The organism is Mesorhizobium yinganensis (genome assembly GCF_040081985.1).
In the GTDB taxonomy this organism is placed as follows: Bacteria; Pseudomonadota; Alphaproteobacteria; order Rhizobiales; family Rhizobiaceae; genus Kumtagia; species Kumtagia yinganensis.
Window position 1 is genome coordinate 134,647 of record NZ_JBEBMH010000010.1, and the last position, 15,415, is coordinate 150,061.

Annotated in this window: 12 protein-coding genes and 1 tRNA gene; 5 read left to right on the forward strand and 8 right to left on the reverse strand. The window is 63.0% G+C overall.

Annotation, left to right across the window (positions count from 1 at the left end):
- Positions 1-8 precede the first annotated feature (8 nt).
- The 3 genes from ABMA59_RS19295 (at position 9) to ABMA59_RS19305 (ending at position 1,806) form a co-directional block, all read left to right on the forward strand.
- Entirely contained in the window at positions 9-1,151 is a 1,143-nt protein-coding gene (locus tag ABMA59_RS19295; protein ID WP_349007004.1) for a PLP-dependent cysteine synthase family protein, read from the forward strand.
- An 80-nt stretch (positions 1,152-1,231) separates the two neighbouring features.
- On the forward strand, positions 1,232-1,423 hold the full coding sequence (locus tag ABMA59_RS19300; protein ID WP_349007005.1) for a type II toxin-antitoxin system VapB family antitoxin: 192 nt from the start codon (positions 1,232-1,234) through the stop codon (positions 1,421-1,423).
- Complete coding sequence (locus ABMA59_RS19305; protein WP_349007006.1) at positions 1,423-1,806, forward strand: type II toxin-antitoxin system VapC family toxin; 384 nt, start codon at positions 1,423-1,425, stop codon at positions 1,804-1,806. Before ABMA59_RS19300 ends, ABMA59_RS19305 begins: the two co-directional genes overlap by 1 nt.
- A gap of 13 nt (positions 1,807-1,819) precedes the next feature.
- Here ABMA59_RS19305 and gor read toward each other — a convergent pair whose 3' ends face one another.
- The 3 genes from gor to rpiA all read right to left on the reverse strand — a co-directional run bounded on the left by gor (position 1,820) and on the right by rpiA (position 4,595).
- Entirely contained in the window at positions 1,820-3,211 is a 1,392-nt protein-coding gene (gene gor / locus ABMA59_RS19310; protein WP_349007007.1) for a glutathione-disulfide reductase, read from the reverse strand.
- A 111-nt stretch (positions 3,212-3,322) separates the two neighbouring features.
- On the reverse strand, positions 3,323-3,877 hold the full coding sequence (locus ABMA59_RS19315; protein ID WP_349007008.1) for a DUF2059 domain-containing protein: 555 nt from the start codon (positions 3,875-3,877) through the stop codon (positions 3,323-3,325).
- 19 nt (positions 3,878-3,896) lie between these two features.
- Positions 3,897-4,595 carry a ribose-5-phosphate isomerase RpiA gene (gene rpiA, locus ABMA59_RS19320; RefSeq protein ID WP_349007009.1) on the reverse strand — a complete coding sequence of 233 codons (699 nt, stop codon included), beginning with the start codon at positions 4,593-4,595 and terminating at the stop codon, positions 3,897-3,899.
- A gap of 149 nt (positions 4,596-4,744) precedes the next feature.
- Here rpiA and ABMA59_RS19325 point away from each other — a divergent pair, with 149 nt between their 5' ends.
- Complete coding sequence (locus tag ABMA59_RS19325) at positions 4,745-5,428, forward strand: HAD family hydrolase (protein WP_349007010.1); 684 nt, start codon at positions 4,745-4,747, stop codon at positions 5,426-5,428.
- 13 nt (positions 5,429-5,441) lie between these two features.
- On the opposite strand, the gene ABMA59_RS19330 is transcribed toward ABMA59_RS19325, so the two are convergent.
- From ABMA59_RS19330 to ABMA59_RS19350, 5 genes are all read right to left on the reverse strand, one after another.
- Positions 5,442-5,516, reverse strand: a tRNA-Val gene (locus ABMA59_RS19330).
- 154 nt (positions 5,517-5,670) lie between these two features.
- Positions 5,671-7,107: an aldehyde dehydrogenase family protein gene (locus tag ABMA59_RS19335; protein WP_349007011.1), complete on the reverse strand. Its 1,437-nt coding sequence runs from the start codon at positions 7,105-7,107 to the stop codon at positions 5,671-5,673.
- A 277-nt stretch (positions 7,108-7,384) separates the two neighbouring features.
- A complete protein-coding gene (locus ABMA59_RS19340; protein WP_349007012.1) occupies positions 7,385-8,608 on the reverse strand; it encodes an OmpP1/FadL family transporter in 1,224 nt (407 codons plus the stop codon).
- Positions 8,609-9,012: 404 nt separating this feature from the next.
- A complete protein-coding gene (locus tag ABMA59_RS19345) occupies positions 9,013-11,922 on the reverse strand; it encodes a valine--tRNA ligase (protein WP_349007013.1) in 2,910 nt (969 codons plus the stop codon).
- A 731-nt stretch (positions 11,923-12,653) separates the two neighbouring features.
- The gene (locus ABMA59_RS19350) at positions 12,654-14,225 is read right to left on the reverse strand and encodes a calcium-binding protein (protein ID WP_349007014.1); all 1,572 of its coding nucleotides are present in this window, start codon (positions 14,223-14,225) and stop codon (positions 12,654-12,656) included.
- A 497-nt stretch (positions 14,226-14,722) separates the two neighbouring features.
- Between ABMA59_RS19350 and ABMA59_RS19355 the strand changes: the two genes are divergently transcribed.
- Positions 14,723-15,406, forward strand: a complete 684-nt coding sequence (locus tag ABMA59_RS19355) for a VIT family protein (RefSeq protein WP_349007015.1) — start codon at positions 14,723-14,725, stop codon at positions 15,404-15,406.
- The last annotated feature ends 9 nt before the right edge of the window (positions 15,407-15,415 follow it).

Here is a 15,415-nt window from a genome sequence, read left to right on the forward strand (position 1 = left end):
GAGGAAAGATGGACACATCGCAAAGAGCCTCGTCGCGCGGCTGGGCCGACGAAGCGGTCGCCCGGATCGAGGCCGATCAGCGCCGTTCGGCCGACACCCATCTGTGGAAGCTCGACATCCCCGCCCTTTCCGGCATCGACCTTTATCTCAAGGACGAGTCGACCCATCCGACCGGCAGCCTGAAGCATCGGCTGGCGCGTTCGCTCTTCCTCTACGCTCTGTGCAACGGCCATATCCGCGAGAATGCGCCGGTGGTCGAAGCCTCCTCCGGATCGACCGCCGTGTCCGAAGCCTATTTCGCCCGCATGATCGGCGTGCCGTTCTATGCCGTGATGCCGCGCACCACGTCGCCGGAAAAGATCGCGGCGATCGAGCACTATGGCGGCACCTGTCATTTCATCGACGACGGCCGGCGCATCTATGTCGAGTCGGCCGAGCTCGCGGCCAAACTCGGCGGGCATTTCATGGATCAGTTCACCTATGCCGAGCGCGCCACCGACTGGCGCGGCAACAACAACATCGCCGAATCGATCTTCGGCCAGATGCGCGACGAACGGCATCCCGTCCCCACCTGGATCGTCATGAGCCCCGGCACCGGCGGCACAACGGCGACGATCGGGCGCTACATCCGCTACAAGCGCCATCCCACCCTGCTCTCGGTTGCCGATGTCGAGCGCTCGGCGTTCTTCGACGGCTTTGCGACGAAGGATCCCGACTGCCGCTGCGAGCAGCCGTCACGCATCGAAGGCATCGGCAGGCCGAGGGTCGAACCGTCCTTCGTACCCGGCGTCATCGACCACATGGTGCGCATTCCCGACGCGGTATCGCTTGCCGCGATGCGCGTGCTGTCGAAGCGGCTCGGACGTCGCGTCGGCGGTTCGACCGGCACGAATTTCGTCGGCATGTGCCTTGCCGCGTCGCGGATGATGGCAGCCGGCCAGTCCGGCTCGATCGTGACGCTGATCTGCGATTCCGGCGAGCGCTACGCCGACACCTATTATTCCGACGGCTGGCTGGCCGACAGGCAGCTCGACCTTGCCCCGCACATCCCGACAATCGAGACGTTCCTGGCGGGTGGGCCGCTCGAGCTGACGTGCAGGGAGGCCTGGGGTTCATCCTCCGCTTCCCTTCGGCCTGCCCGCGATCCTTGAAACAACGGTTCGCCTCGGGTGCCTAAGAGAGCATGGAAATGTGCATCAATTGATGCTATTTTCCATGCAGAGGATATTCCATGCGCACGACTTTGACGATAGACGACGAACTCCTGGCCAAGGCCGAGCAATTCACCGGCATCAAGGAGCGCTCGGTACTTGTGCGTGAGGCTTTGAACGCGCTGGTTCAGCGCGAGGCCGCCAGGCGGCTTGCGCTGCTCGGCGGAAGCGACCCTGAAGCCGAGGCCCCGCCCCGGCGCCGGCTACCTTGATGATCCTGGTCGACACGTCGATCTGGATAGATCATCTGCGGGAGGCGTTTCCGCCCTTGATCAAGCTGCTTCTGGACAAGCGCGTCGCCACCCATCCTTTCGTCGTCGGCGAAATCGCACTGGGATCGCTGAAAGACAGAGGGAGGGTTCTTCGCAATTTGTCCGAACTGCCTCGAACCTGCATGGCGGAAGACCATGAGGTGCTGTCCTTCGTCGAACGGTTCGCCCTTCATGGTCGCGGCATCGGCTATGTCGATGCGCATCTTCTGGCGTCCGTCAAATTGACCCCGGAGACATTGCTTTTGACCCGCGACAAGCGGTTGCGGTCGGTCGCTGAAGAGTTGGGCCTCGCAATGGCGCCGACGGGACTGGCGCCCCAATAGGCGGCAAGCCCGCTCAAGCGACCCTCTCCCCGCCCCTGATCCGGTAGCTCGGCTGGTACATGGTGACCAGTTCCTCCGCCGCCGTCGGATGCACGGCCATGGTGCGGTCGAACACATCCTTGGTCAGCCTTCCCTTGACGGCGATGCCGAGAAGCTGCGCCATCTCGCCGGCGTCCGGCCCCAGAATATGCGCGCCGACGACCCGGTTCGATCCGGCCTCGACGACCAGCTTCATGATCGTCCGCTCCTCGCGGCCGGGCAGGATGTTGCGCATCGGCCGGAACGCCGCCCGGTAGATGTCGAGGTCGCCAAGCTTCTTCGCCGCCGCTTCCTCCGACAGGCCGACCGTGCCGATCTCCGGCTGCGAGAACACCGCCGTCGGCACATCGTCGAGATCGGGTTTGGTCGGATTGCCCTTGAAGACGGTCTCGACGAAACACATCGCCTCGTGGATCGCCACCGGCGTCAGTTGCAGCCGGTTGGTCACGTCGCCAAGCGCAAAGATGTTGTCGACATTGGTCCGCGAATAATCGTCGACGAGGATGTCGCCGACCGGCCCGAGCGCCACGCCGGCATTTTCCAGCCCGAGGCTTTCGGTGTTCGGCGTGCGGCCCAGCGCAAGCATCATCTGGTCGGCGACCAGTTCCCGTCCCTTGGCGGTGCGCGCAAGCAGCCCGCCGTCGCCGCACTTCTCGATGCCGGCGAACACATCGTGGCACAGGATTTTTATCCCCTTGCGCTCCATCGCCTCGTGCAGGCCGCGGCGCAGGTCGTTGTCGAAGCGCGACAGGATCTCGGCGCCGCGATAGATCAGCGTCGTGTCGACGCCCAGCCCATGGAAGATGTTGGCGAACTCGACTGCGATGTAGCCCCCGCCGGCAATCACGATCGCCTTCGGCAGTTCGTCCAGATGGAAAGCGTCGTTGGAGGTGATCGTGAGTTCGTGGCCTGGCAGGGCCATGTGCGGGCTCGGCCGTCCGCCTGTGGCGACCAGGATCGTCCCGGCCGTCACCTTCCGCGCTCCGGAGAGAAGACGGATCGTGTGGCGGTCGACAAGCTCGGCGCGGCTGTGGAAGGCCGTGCCGCCCGCCTTCTCGACGCCAGACCGGTAAATATTCTCCAGCCGCGCGATCTCGCGGTCCTTGTTGGCGATTAGCGTCGGCCAGTCGAACGACGTTTCGCCGACGCTCCAGCCGTAGCCCGCCGCATCCTCGAACTGTTCGGAGAACTGCGAGGCATAGACCAGGAGCTTTTTCGGAACGCAGCCGCGGATGACACAGGTGCCGCCGAACCGGTACTCCTCCGCGATGGCTACACGCTTGCCGAGCCCGGCCGCGACCCGCGCCGCCCGCACACCACCGGAGCCGCCGCCAATCACGAACAGATCATAGTCGTATTGGGACATGCGTCGTCTCCAAATCGCTTCCGGATAGCGAGGTCACACTTATGCAGCGTGCGCCAAAATGAAAAGCCCGGCACGTGGCCGGGCTTGAGCATGGCAACGGTCGCGACGCGATCAGTTGGCCTTCGGCTGGCCGTCCGCCGGCGCCGCTGCTTCCGCCGGCTTGGCCGGGACCGCCGCGTTGATGGCCTTGCCGACATTGTCGGCCAAATCGCGCGCGACGCCGCGCTGCCATATCTCGGCGGCCTGGGCGATGCTGCGTATCAGGACCGGACCATCGGAAAGCAGCTTCTTTCCGGCCGGCGACTCATAGAAGCTGGTGATGGCATTCAGCTCTTCGACCGAAAAGGTCTTGGCATAGATAAGGGCCGCTTCCTTCTCGAGGTCGGCGCGGCGCGGCGCCAGCGATATGGTCGTCTCGTCGACCGTCTTGACGATCAGTTCCTGAAGATCAGGGTTCTTCTGGATAAGCGACTGCTTCAGCGCCGCCGCGGCATCGGGAAGGATGCCGTCATAAACCTCGGTAGCACCGATCGCCGCGATCGCCGTGCGCGCGGCCTTCAAATGATCTTCGGAAATGTCCTGCGCGAAAACCGGCAGCGCCGAGAAGACGACCGCCGAGGCGAAAGCTACGGAAGCGAGGCGGCGGATCGAATTCAGCCAGATCATGATAGAGGCAACTCCTATTTTATCGTCGCGCGAGGATCGTCCTCGCGCCGCTTGCGCCGGCCAGCACCACCATCTGCGCAAGGCCGAGAAACAGTCCGTGCTCGACAACCCCTGGCACGGAATGAAGGCCGTTTGACAGCGCTCTTGGATCGGGAATGCGGCCAAAAGATGCGTCGAGGATGAAATGACCCCCGTCTGTAACAAATGGCTGATCCTTCGTCATCCGCAATGTGATCGGCCCCGCAAGACCGAGTTCCCCGGCGACCCGGCGGATCGCGATCTCGGTGGCGCGCAGCCCGAACCGGTTGACTTCGATGGGCAGCGGGAAGCGGCCGAGCACGTCGACCGCCTTGCTTTCATCGACAATGACGATCATGCGCTTCGACGCCGCCGCGACGATCTTCTCGCGCAGCAGCGCGCCGCCGCCGCCCTTGATCAGGACGAGATCGGGGTTGAACTCATCGGCGCCGTCAATCGTGAGATCGAGTTCCGGGGTCTCGTCGAGTGTCGTCAGCGGCACGCCGGTTTCGTCGCAGAGTTTCGCGGTTCGCTCGGAGGTCGGCACGCCGATGATCGACAGCCCTTCCCCGACCCTTTTGGCAAGCAGCCGCACGAACTCTTCCGCCGTGGACCCGCTGCCGATGCCGAGCCGCATGCCGTCCTCGACATGCGCCAGCGCGGCTTTCGCCGCTTCGATCTTCAGTGTCCGCGCATCCATGGGCTGTCCGCCGTGTCTTCGGAAGCCGCGCTTAGCATCTTTGCCGCGCCGGGCAAACCCGGCCCGCGCAGCTATTTCCGTCAGGTTGCGCCAAGCCGTTGCACGCGGTACTCGGCACGGTCACGTTCTCCACAATGCGAGCCCGCTTCATGAGCCACCCGATTGTCGTCTTCGATCTCGACGGAACTCTCGTCGACACCGCACCGGACTTGCTGGAGAGCCTGAACCACAGCCTGCTGGCCGGCGGCGCGGCGCTCACGGACACGCGGGGGTTCCACCAGTTCGTCGGCCATGGCGGCCGGGTGATGATCGAGCGCGCCTACGCCGCGCAGAAGCGCATGCTGGAGCCCGCGGAACACGACCGGCTGTTCAACCTTTTCCTCGACCACTACGGCCAGAACATCCCGGGCAACTCGCAGCCCTATCCCGGCGTTCCGGCCGCTCTCACACGGCTCGCCGCCGCGGGTTACCTGCTCGCCGTCTGCACCAACAAGACCGAAGGCTTTTCGAAGCGCCTGCTGGAAGGGCTGGGCCTTGCCGGACGCTTCGCGGCGATCTGCGGCTCGGACAGCTTTGCATTCCGCAAGCCGGATCCCCGCCACCTGACCGAGACCATCGCGCTCGCCGGCGGCAACGCCGGCCGCGCCGTCATGGTGGGCGATTCGCAGACCGACATCGACACGGCCAAGGCCGCGGGCATTCCGGTCGTCGCGGTGGATTTCGGCTACACGGACCGGCATGTGCGCGAGTTCGGCCCGTCGCGCATCATCTCGCACTTCGATGAGTTGACGGTAGAACTGTGCGGCAATCTGGTGGAAGCGGCCCAGGCCTGAACGGCGAGCGGAATGGTGGGCGATGTAGGGATTGAACCTACGACCCCACCCGTGTGAAGGGTGTGCTCTCCCGCTGAGCTAATCGCCCGCCTGCAAGCCCGAAGGCTCAAAGCGCGCCGCGATATAGGATGCGGCGGCGGGCCAAGTCAAGGACGGTCGGCCCGCTTTGTGGATAGTTGGCCGGCAAGCCGGCTGTCACTCCCGAACGCAGGCGGCGACCGCATGGCGGCCGCCTGCAAACATCAGGCCAGCGTATAGGCCGTCTTGACCGTGGTGTAGAATTCGGCGGCGTAGCGACCCTGTTCGCGCGGGCCGTGGCTGGAGCCTTTCCGGCCGCCGAAAGGCACATGGAAATCGACACCGGCCGTCGGCAGATTGACCATCACCATGCCGGCCTCGGCATTGCGCTTGTAATGCGTGGCGTATTTCAGGCTGGTCGTGCAGATGCCCGACGACAGGCCGAACGGCGTGTCGTTGGCGACATGCAGCGCCTCCTCATAGTCCTTGACGCGGATGACCGAGGCGACCGGCCCAAAGATCTCTTCCTGGCTGATGCGCATCGCATTCGTGGCCTCCGTGAACAGTGCCGGCTGAAGATAGAAGCCGGGCGTCTCGCGGTTGAGCCGCTCGCCGCCGAAGGCGAGTTTCGCGCCCTCGTCGCGGCCGATGGCGATGTATTTCTCGTCCTGGTCGAGCTGGTTCTGGTCGACCACCGGGCCGACCTGCGTGCCGGCCTTCAGCGCATTGTCGACGACGAGGTTTTTCAGCTTCTCGGTCACCGCGGCGACGAACTTGTCGTGGATGCCGTCCTGCACGATGAGACGCGAGGACGCGGTACAGCGCTGACCGGTCGAGAAGAAGGCCCCGTTGACCGCGCAGTCGACGGCGATCGCGACATCGGCGTCGTCGAGCACCACCAGCGGGTTCTTGCCGCCCATCTCGAGCTGGAATTTCCGGTTGTGCTCGATGCTCGCCGCCGCCACGCGCTTGCCGGTGCCGACCGAGCCGGTGAAGGTGACAGCATTGATGTCGGCACTGTCGAGCATCGCCTGACCCACGACCGAGCCCTTGCCCATCACCAGATTGAGCACGCCTTTCGGCAGGCCGGCGCGGTGCAGGATATCGACGATCGCCCACGAGCAGCCCGGCACGAGGTCCGCCGGCTTGAACACGACAGTGTTGCCGTAGCAGATCGCCGGGGCGAGCTTCCAGGCCGGAATGGCGATCGGGAAATTCCACGGCGTGATGATGCCGACGACGCCGACCGCCTCGCGGGTGATCTCGACACCGACGCCGGGCCGCACCGACGGAACCGTCTCGCCGGTCAGCCGCAGCGCCTCGCCGGCGAAGAAGTCGAAAATCTGCGCGGCGCGGATAGTCTCGCCAATGCCTTCGGCGAGCGTCTTGCCCTCTTCGCGCGACAGGAGTTTTCCGAGTTCGTCCTTCCGCGCCAATATTTCGTCGGAGGCTTTGCGCAGCACCGCGTGGCGCTCGAGCGGACCTGAGCGCGACCATTTCGGGAAGGCGGCCTTGGCCGCCGCGATCGCGGCAAGGGCGTCGGCCTTGGTCGCCCGGGCATAGTCGCCAACCACGTCGCCGGTGTCGGAGGGATTGATGTTGGGGACCGCGTCGCCCTTCACCCATTCGCCGTCGATCAGATTGCCATGCAGTTCGCTCATTGCAAAAATCCATAAGAGCCGGGGGTCAATTTCCCGTCTTCATAGGGAGATGGCGACAAGACGGCAAGGCAGTGCTCATGCTATTTGCCCTGAGCCCTGGTTGTGACAGCAACCGACTCAGCGCCTGATACGGACAAAGCATTTGCGGAGATCGATGCGACGGCCAAATGGCAGCCGCCATGGGCTTGATGGCAGGTCGCACCGCGATGCCGGGCGACCTCGTTCCCACCGATGCGGGCGGACAGCCTCCGACAGGCCTTCCCTAATTTCCAAAGTGTCAGAACTTGACCTTCAGGCTGGCGGACAAAGCGCTCACCAAGTCGTTGCCGAAATCGTAGGTCACGTTGTTGCCGTAGTCTTGGCCGTTCGCATCCAGAATGGTCTTTTGCGACCCACTCGTCAGGATCCCCAGCGCGCCGCCAAGCCGTATCTCGACATTCTGGTTCGGCGTGTATGACCCGCCCGCACTGAAGGTCCAGGTGTCCGTCTGCGTTCCAAGACCGGTGGAGGTTCCGCGGTCCCAGGTGATCGAGGCCGCTCCGCTGATCTGATCCGAGAACCTGTGGCCGACGCCGCCCTGTACGGTCCAGCCGTCGCGATAGAGCAGGTCGAGAGAGGTCACGGCGAAAGGGCTGTAATACGAGCAGCTATTTATGAGACCGGCATTCTTGGCCGCGGTGGGACAGAAAGCGACGCTTTGAAGCACACTCCAGTCGACCCACTTGATCGACCCGAACGCAAGCCATCCCGGCGCTATGCCCGACTGAACCTTCAGTTCAACCGATTGCGGCATGTTGGCTTCGCCAAACACATCGGTAACCCTGCCCAGCAACGGGTTTGCGGGATTGAGGAAGCCCGGAATCTGGGTAAGATCCAGCGTGCCGGTTATCTCACCAAGCTTCACTTCAGAGTTGTAGACCAGGCTCGCCCTGAACGCTATTTCCTCGATTTCATAGGCAACGCCTGCACGCCAACCCCAACCGTCCGCGCTGAGATCAAGCCGGCCAATGCCGCTTCCAAACGCCGGAGGCAGTTGCTGGACAAGCCGTTCCTGAAACCCGTCGAGTTCCTGATAGAACGCACCGCCTATCAGCCGCAGCTCGCCCTTGCCTGCCTGGAATTTGTACGAGCAGGTGCCGGCGTAGTTGTCGCTGTTGACCTTTGTTTCGATGTCGTAATTCGCGCCGGCCCAGTTGAGCCCGGGATTGGTATGAGCCCCCCACGGCTGCGAATAGTCGAGCATGCAGTCAACCGCGTCGTAGGCGCCGAATTTAACACCCACGCGCGGCACCCAGTAATCTGCCGTGTCCCGAACGCCGTCGGATTTACCGCCCGGGCTTCCGTCAAACGGGTTGGAATCAACGACATTGTCGAGCTTACGGTCCGGCATGACATATGTGCCGGTAGCTTCGGCCGCGAAACGCGATGGATCAAACAGCAGGTCGATATTGTAGCCGCCGCGCTCAAGACCGCCCGCCGCCGCCGAGCCGACGATCACCATCGACATGCAGCCCGCTCCGATCAAAGGCGACAGCAGCTTGCGGCTCATGAAGGTTCCTCTCCCAGTCCTCATCACGCAACCTTGATCGAATTCGTTGCGGCGGCGCAACTCGCAATTCGCGCCGGTCCGACCACAGTACCCTCGGGTTCGCCGGCTTGACCCCTCAAAGCGTGGCGAACGGGTCAATGGTCGCAGGAATTTGGTAAAAAAAGATAAGAAAATCGGGATATATGCAGCGAATTCCCGCCATTTCCGCCGAATTGGGCGGACTTGTCACTTTGCGGCAACAATGCGGCCGAAAATCCTTGGCCGACACAGCCCTTACCCGGCGGAACCGCCGGATCTCGTGTCCCTGACGCCGGCACGGTGCAAAGCACCACCCGACGCGACTCACGGATTATGGCTTACGGCTTGATCTCCCGCACCCGGGACAGCGCCACCACCAGCCGCTGCTGCGTGGCCTGATATTCGGCAAGCTTCTCGCGCTCGGCCTCGACGACCTCGGGCGCGGCGTTAGCGACGAAGCGATCGTTCGAAAGCTTCTTATGGATGCGCGCGACCTCTTCCGTGACCTTGGCAAGTTCCTTCTGCAGTCGAGCAGCCTCGACGGCCAGGTCGATGATCCCGCCGAGCGGCAGGCAGATCGTCGCCTCGCCGAGAACGATCTGGGCCGAAGCCGATGGCGGCGCGGCTTCGTGCGTGATGGTGTCGACACGCGCCAGACGCTTGATGGCCGCATCCTGGCGCTCGAGCCGGCTGATGGTGGTGGCATCCGCGCCGACCACGACGAGCGGCGCAATCGCACCTGCCGGCACGTTCATCTCCGAGCGCACGGAACGGATGCCCGAAACCAGATCGATCAGCCAGTTGATCTCGGCCGCCGCATCCACATCGTCGAAGTCCGGCTGCGGCCAGCGCGCGTGGCAAAGCAAAGTCTGCCTCTCCTGGCCCTCGCCGGCCGTATGCGCCCAGAGTTCCTCGGTCATGAACGGCATCATCGGGTGCAGCAGCTTGTAGATCTCGTCGAGCACGAAGGCCATGCAGGCGCGGCTCTCGGCCTTCGCCTTCTCGTCATCGCCCATGAACACCGGCTTCAGCAGTTCGACGTACCAGTCGCAGACGAGGTTCCAGACGAAGCGGTACGCCGCGGCCGCCGCCTCGTTGAAGCGATAGCTGGTGATCCCATCGGTGATGGCATTGGCGGCGCGCGTCAGTTCGGTCAGGATCCAGCGGTTGACGGTGAGCTTGGCATCGTTCAGCCAGAAATCGTCGTTGCGCGCCACGCCGTTCATCTCGGCGAAGCGCGTGGCGTTCCAGAGTTTTGTGCCGAAGTTGCGATACCCAGCCACACGCGCCGGATCGAGCTTCACGTCCCTGCCCTGCGCGGCCATGATGGTCAGCGTGAAGCGCAGCGCATCGGCGCCGTATTCGCTGATCAGGTCGAGCGGGTCGATGACATTGCCCTTCGACTTCGACATTTTCGCGCCGGTCTTGTCGCGCACCAGGGCGTGGACATAGACCGTGTGGAACGGTTCCTCGTCCATGAAATGCAGGCCCATCATCATCATGCGGGCGACCCAGAAGAAGATGATGTCGAAGCCGGTCACCAGCACGTCGGTCTGGTAATAGGTCTTCAACTCGGGCGTGTTCTGAGGCCAGCCAAGCGTCGAGAACGGCCACAGCGCCGACGAGAACCAGGTGTCGAGCACATCCTCGTCGCGGACAAGGATCTCGCCCGGCTTGAAGTTTTCGAGCTTGTCCTCAACCCAGGCCTTCCACGGCCCGTCAAGCGCTAGATAGTGCTGAATCGCCGCCTCGAGTGCGGTTTCCTCGTCCTTCTCGACAAAGACCTGACCGTCCGGCCCGTACCAGGCCGGAATTTGGTGACCCCACCAGAGCTGGCGCGACACGCACCACGGCTCGATGTTCGCCATCCAGTCGAAATAGGTCTTTTCCCAGTTCTTCGGCACGAAGTTGGTACGGCCCTCGCGCACCGAAGCGATCGCGGGCTTGGCCAGCACCTTTGCGTCGAGGAACCACTGGTCGGTCAGCATCGGCTCGATGACGACGCCGGAACGGTCGCCGAAGGGCTGCATGATCTTTTTCGCTTCGACGAAGGGAACGTCGTTGCCCTCCGCGTCCTTGACGCTGACGGCGAGCCCCTCGGCGGTGATCGCCTCGACGATGAGTTTTCGCGCGGCATAGCGGTCGAGGCCGCGATACTCGTCCGGCACCAGGTTGATGGCGTCGACATCGGCTTCGCCGGGCACGTCACCTGTCCGGGCGATCTCAAGCGCCTGCGCCGCGTAGTCGGCATAGGGTTCGCCGTCGGCGCGCATCACGGCGCGCGTGTCCATCAGCCGGTAGAGCGGAATGTTGTTGCGGCGGGCGACCTGATAGTCGTTGAAGTCGTGCGCGCCGGTGATCTTGACGGCGCCCGAGCCGAAGGTGGGATCGGGATATTCGTCGGTGACGATCGGGATCAGGCGCCGGTGCTCCTTCGGGCCGACCGGGATCTCGCAGAGCTTGCCGACGATCGGCTGATAGCGTTCGTCGGAAGGGTGCACAGCGACCGCGCCGTCGCCCAGCATGGTCTCCGGCCGCGTCGTCGCGATGGAAATGTAGTCGCGGTCTTCCTCCAGCACGACATTGCCGTCGGCGTCCTTCTCGACATAGGTGTAGGTCTCGCCGCCGGCCAGCGGATATTTGAAGTGCCACATATGGCCGTCGGCTTCCTTGTTCTCCACTTCGAGGTCGGAGATCGCCGTCTCGAAAGACGGGTCCCAATTGACCAGCCGCTTGCCGCGATAGATCAGCCCTTCCTTGTAGAGCCGCACGAAGACTTCGAGCACCGCTTCGGACAGGCCCTCATCCATGGTGAAGCGTTCGCGCGACCAGTCGCAGGACGCGCCGAGACGCTTCAACTGGTGGATGATCGAACCGCCGGACTGCTCCTTCCACGTCCAGACGCGGCTGATGAACTCGTCGCGTCCGATGTCGCGGCGCGAGATGCCGCTGGCGGCAAGCTGGCGCTCGACCACCATCTGCGTGGCGATGCCGGCATGGTCCATGCCGGGCTGCCAGAGCACATTCTTGCCGCGCATGCGCTCGAAGCGGACGAGAATGTCCTGCAGCGTGTTGTTGAGCGCATGCCCCATATGGAGCGATCCGGTGACATTGGGCGGCGGGATGACGATGGTGAAGGGTTCGGCGCCCGGCTCCGCACCCGCGCCGGCACGAAATGCGTCCTCAGCCTCCCAGCGTTCGGCGATCCGTGGTTCGACGGCTTTCGCATCATAGGTCTTGTCAAGCATGAAGAACCGCCCGCGACTGTCCGGAAATCGAAGGCCGGTGTAAATCGAATGGCGGCTGCCAAGTCAACCGCGGATGGCACACGCAGCACCGCGAAGTCGTTTCCATCGAAGGCGTTGCAGGCGCTCTGATTCACCGCCGCAGAATTGCCGGCGAGAAATCGATGCTGGACAAAAGCGGGACAGTTGGGGCCTGGACGCTCTTTGCCGGCTGCCGAAACATCGCAGATATGTCTTAGTTTATAGCTGGCGTCGCGGCATTGGATTATGCAACTGGCGACCTACGTCGCGGGGGCACGTCGGTCGAATCTCAGGCCGGCATCGCCGCTCCGGGGTGCCGGCCTCTTCTGCCCCTCTCAGTCGCCGATCGGCGGCAGTTGACGGGCATCCGCAACAACCGGATAGCAAACCCATTGCAACGGTGGTGCGGACTTGCCGCACCAGATGCACGCCGCGTCGCGGCTGTCGGCTTTTGGGAACGAGGTAGGCCCAAGATACGGTGATCCGCATGTCGGGCACTCGGGATCGTCTTCCAGGATCGCAGGCATCGATAGCTCCCACAATTTAGTCCTGGCAGCATCCCATCAACACCTTATTGATTGCAATTCAGGCAATAGAGCGAAGTCGCAATCAAAAAGCCTGACCCGGTTTACTATCCGTTCGGTGAGTGAATAGCTGAGGAGGTAGCCCGGCGGCCGAAAGGTGGCCGGGCTTCATTGCCGGCTATGCGACAGCTAAATCACTGTAAAGTCGGCGGCGCTGATAGCCGGCGCCCCGACGAGCGTCGCGAAATGGATGCTCCCGGAAGTAGCCCCACTGCCATCGGCATCATAGTAAAGCTTGCCGGTGTCGGTTTCGTAGATGATGTGGTCGTTGGAATCCTGGGCGAGGCCGGTGTCATTTGCCCGAAACAACCCCGAGGCCAGCGCGCCGCCCGCGCCAACTCCGGCGAAAGTGGCATGGTCTATTCGGATCGTGTCGTCGGCAACCAGGAAATCTGTGATCTTGTCAGCATCAACTCCTCCGACAAAGTGAAAATCGAAAAAGTCCTTGCCGCTTCCGCCCGTCAACGTATCGTTGGCCTTGCCACCATCGAGCGTATCGTCGCCTGCACCGCCGACCAGGACGTTGTCGTGCCCGCCGCCAAAAAGTATGTCGTTGAACTTGGTGCCGATGGCATTCGGTATGGCAACGACCTGGTCGGTATTGCCGAACGTATCGATTGCCCTGTCCGCCTCCACGCCACCCTGCTTGCCTCCAGACCAGAGATTCACGATGACGCGCCCGGAACCGGTTTCCAAGCCGTAGTTCACCGTGTCCTTGCCCGCGCCGCCATTCAGGCTGTCGGCGCCTTCCCCTCCCACCAGCACATCATCGCCGTCGCCGCCGGCCAGGACGTCGTTTCCCGCGCCGCCTATGAAGGTGTTGGCAAAACTGTCGCCAGTGAGATTATCCGCACCGCTGCCACCCGTGACATTTTCGACGTTCCGCAGCCCATCCTCATTGGCGCCGCCAACTGCCAGGTAGGCGGTGGTTGCGCCGTTCAGCGAGACCGAAATCGCTTCACTCTTTTCCGTATAGAGCGCCGTATCGACACCGTTCCCGCCATCGATGATGTCCTTGCCGAGACCGCCAACGAATGTGTCGTCTCCGTCGAGGCCGTAGAGCCTGTCGTTCCCACCGCCCCCAACCAAAATATTCGCGAATCCGTCACCTGTCAGTTGATCGGCACCGCTGCCACCCGTGACGTTTTCAACGTTGCGGAGCCCATCCTCGGTGACTCCGTTGACGGTGACATAGGCGGTGGTCGCGCCGTTCAACGTAACAGAAACCGCTCCGCTCTTATCCGAGTACAACGCCGTATCGCTGCCTGTCCCGCCATCGATGATGTCCTTGCCATCGCCGCCCAGGAAAGTGTCGTTTCCGGCGAAACCCGACAGCCTGTCGTTCAAGACCGTTCCGGTCAGTGTGTCATCTCCGGCAAGGACAAGTCCGAGCATCCCCTTGGTGTCGCCGGCCGTCGCCAAGGCGGCAAGCGATGACGCGCTCACGCTGGGCATGCCCGTTATCTTAAACGTGGTTTCACCGCCGACGACCAAGGCGACGGTGGATATGGTACCTCCGTTTGGCAAATGTGACGAATCGTATGTAAGATTACTACCTTTAAATAGAGTGTAGTTTTGCGCATCGTCAAAGTATTTTGCCGCGGTCGTGGCCGTCGTCGCGTTGTCATAGTCAAACAGACCAGCGGCGTTCAGGCTGTCCATGTTCAGGGCGACGGATGTTCCACCGGTTACGATTGCCATCTATTCCTCCCTTGGCGGAAAAGGCGCTTTGGTTCGCCTTCTAAGACTTGTACAGTATATTCTCGCCGAGGAACGAAACGTCTCACCCGTTGGGCGGACAAGGCCTCTCCGTTTGGGGTAGTTCCGAAACGGCTCGAAGTCGGAGCCGCTTGGCGCTCTCCTTGGAGCCGCGCAAAAATGAAAGCTGTATTCGCTGCTGCCGCGCAGGACCGGTTCGACCTCAGGTCGGCACGGCGCCGGGCGCCGCCCTTAGGGAGTCTTTTATCGTGCCGTTGCTATTGTCTTGAGCGATCTCACGCCCGAGGAGGCCCTTGTCACGTTTCTGGCCGAGTGCGATTACGATGACGCTCTCCGGTCCATGGAAGCGAAACTTGACGACGAACGGTTGCCGCTCCGACCGGTTCGTCGGTGACGACGCAGGTGGCCTATGCCATCCCTACCATCCATGGCATGTTTGCCCTCATCGTCTTCCTGTTGCCTGTAAACGCATCGCGCAAATGACCCCAGACCAGCCAATCGTCCCGGACGAGCCGAGGGTAGCCGCGCTTCGTCGCGTGCTTGATCCCGCGGCCCGTGCAAGCGAGATTCTGTTTGGCCTGATCATGGTCCTGACCTTTACGCTTTCGCTCGGCGCCGCCGGTGTGGGCAAGGTCGACGTGCAGACCGTGTTGCTTGGCGCCCTCGGCTGCAACCTGGCCTGGGGCTTGATCGACGCCGTCATGTATTTGATGGGCGTTCGCGCCGAGCATGGGCTGGCCGCTTCCGCCGTCCGGGCCGTCCGTGCGGCCACCACTCCCGCCGCCGCCCGCCTGATCATCGCGGAGCGCCTTCCACCGGCCATTCTGCCCGCGCTGACGCAAAACGACCTCGAGCGGATACGGCTTCATCTCGGCACATTGCCGCCGGAGAGCCTGGCGCCACGGATCGGGCGGGACGACTGGCTTGCCGCGCTTGGCGTGTTCCTGCTCGTCTTTTTATCCGTGGTGCCGGTTGCCATTCCTTTCCTGCTTATCCCGGATATCGCTCTCGCATTGCGCGTCTCCAACGCCGTGGCGGTAAGTCTGCTCTTCCTGACCGGCTTCGCCTTCGGCCGCCATGTCGGAAGGCCGTGGCAGGTCGGCTTCTCCATGGTTGCCGTCGGCATTGCTCTCGTCGCCGTAGCGATGGCGCTGGGCGGTTGAGAGATTTTT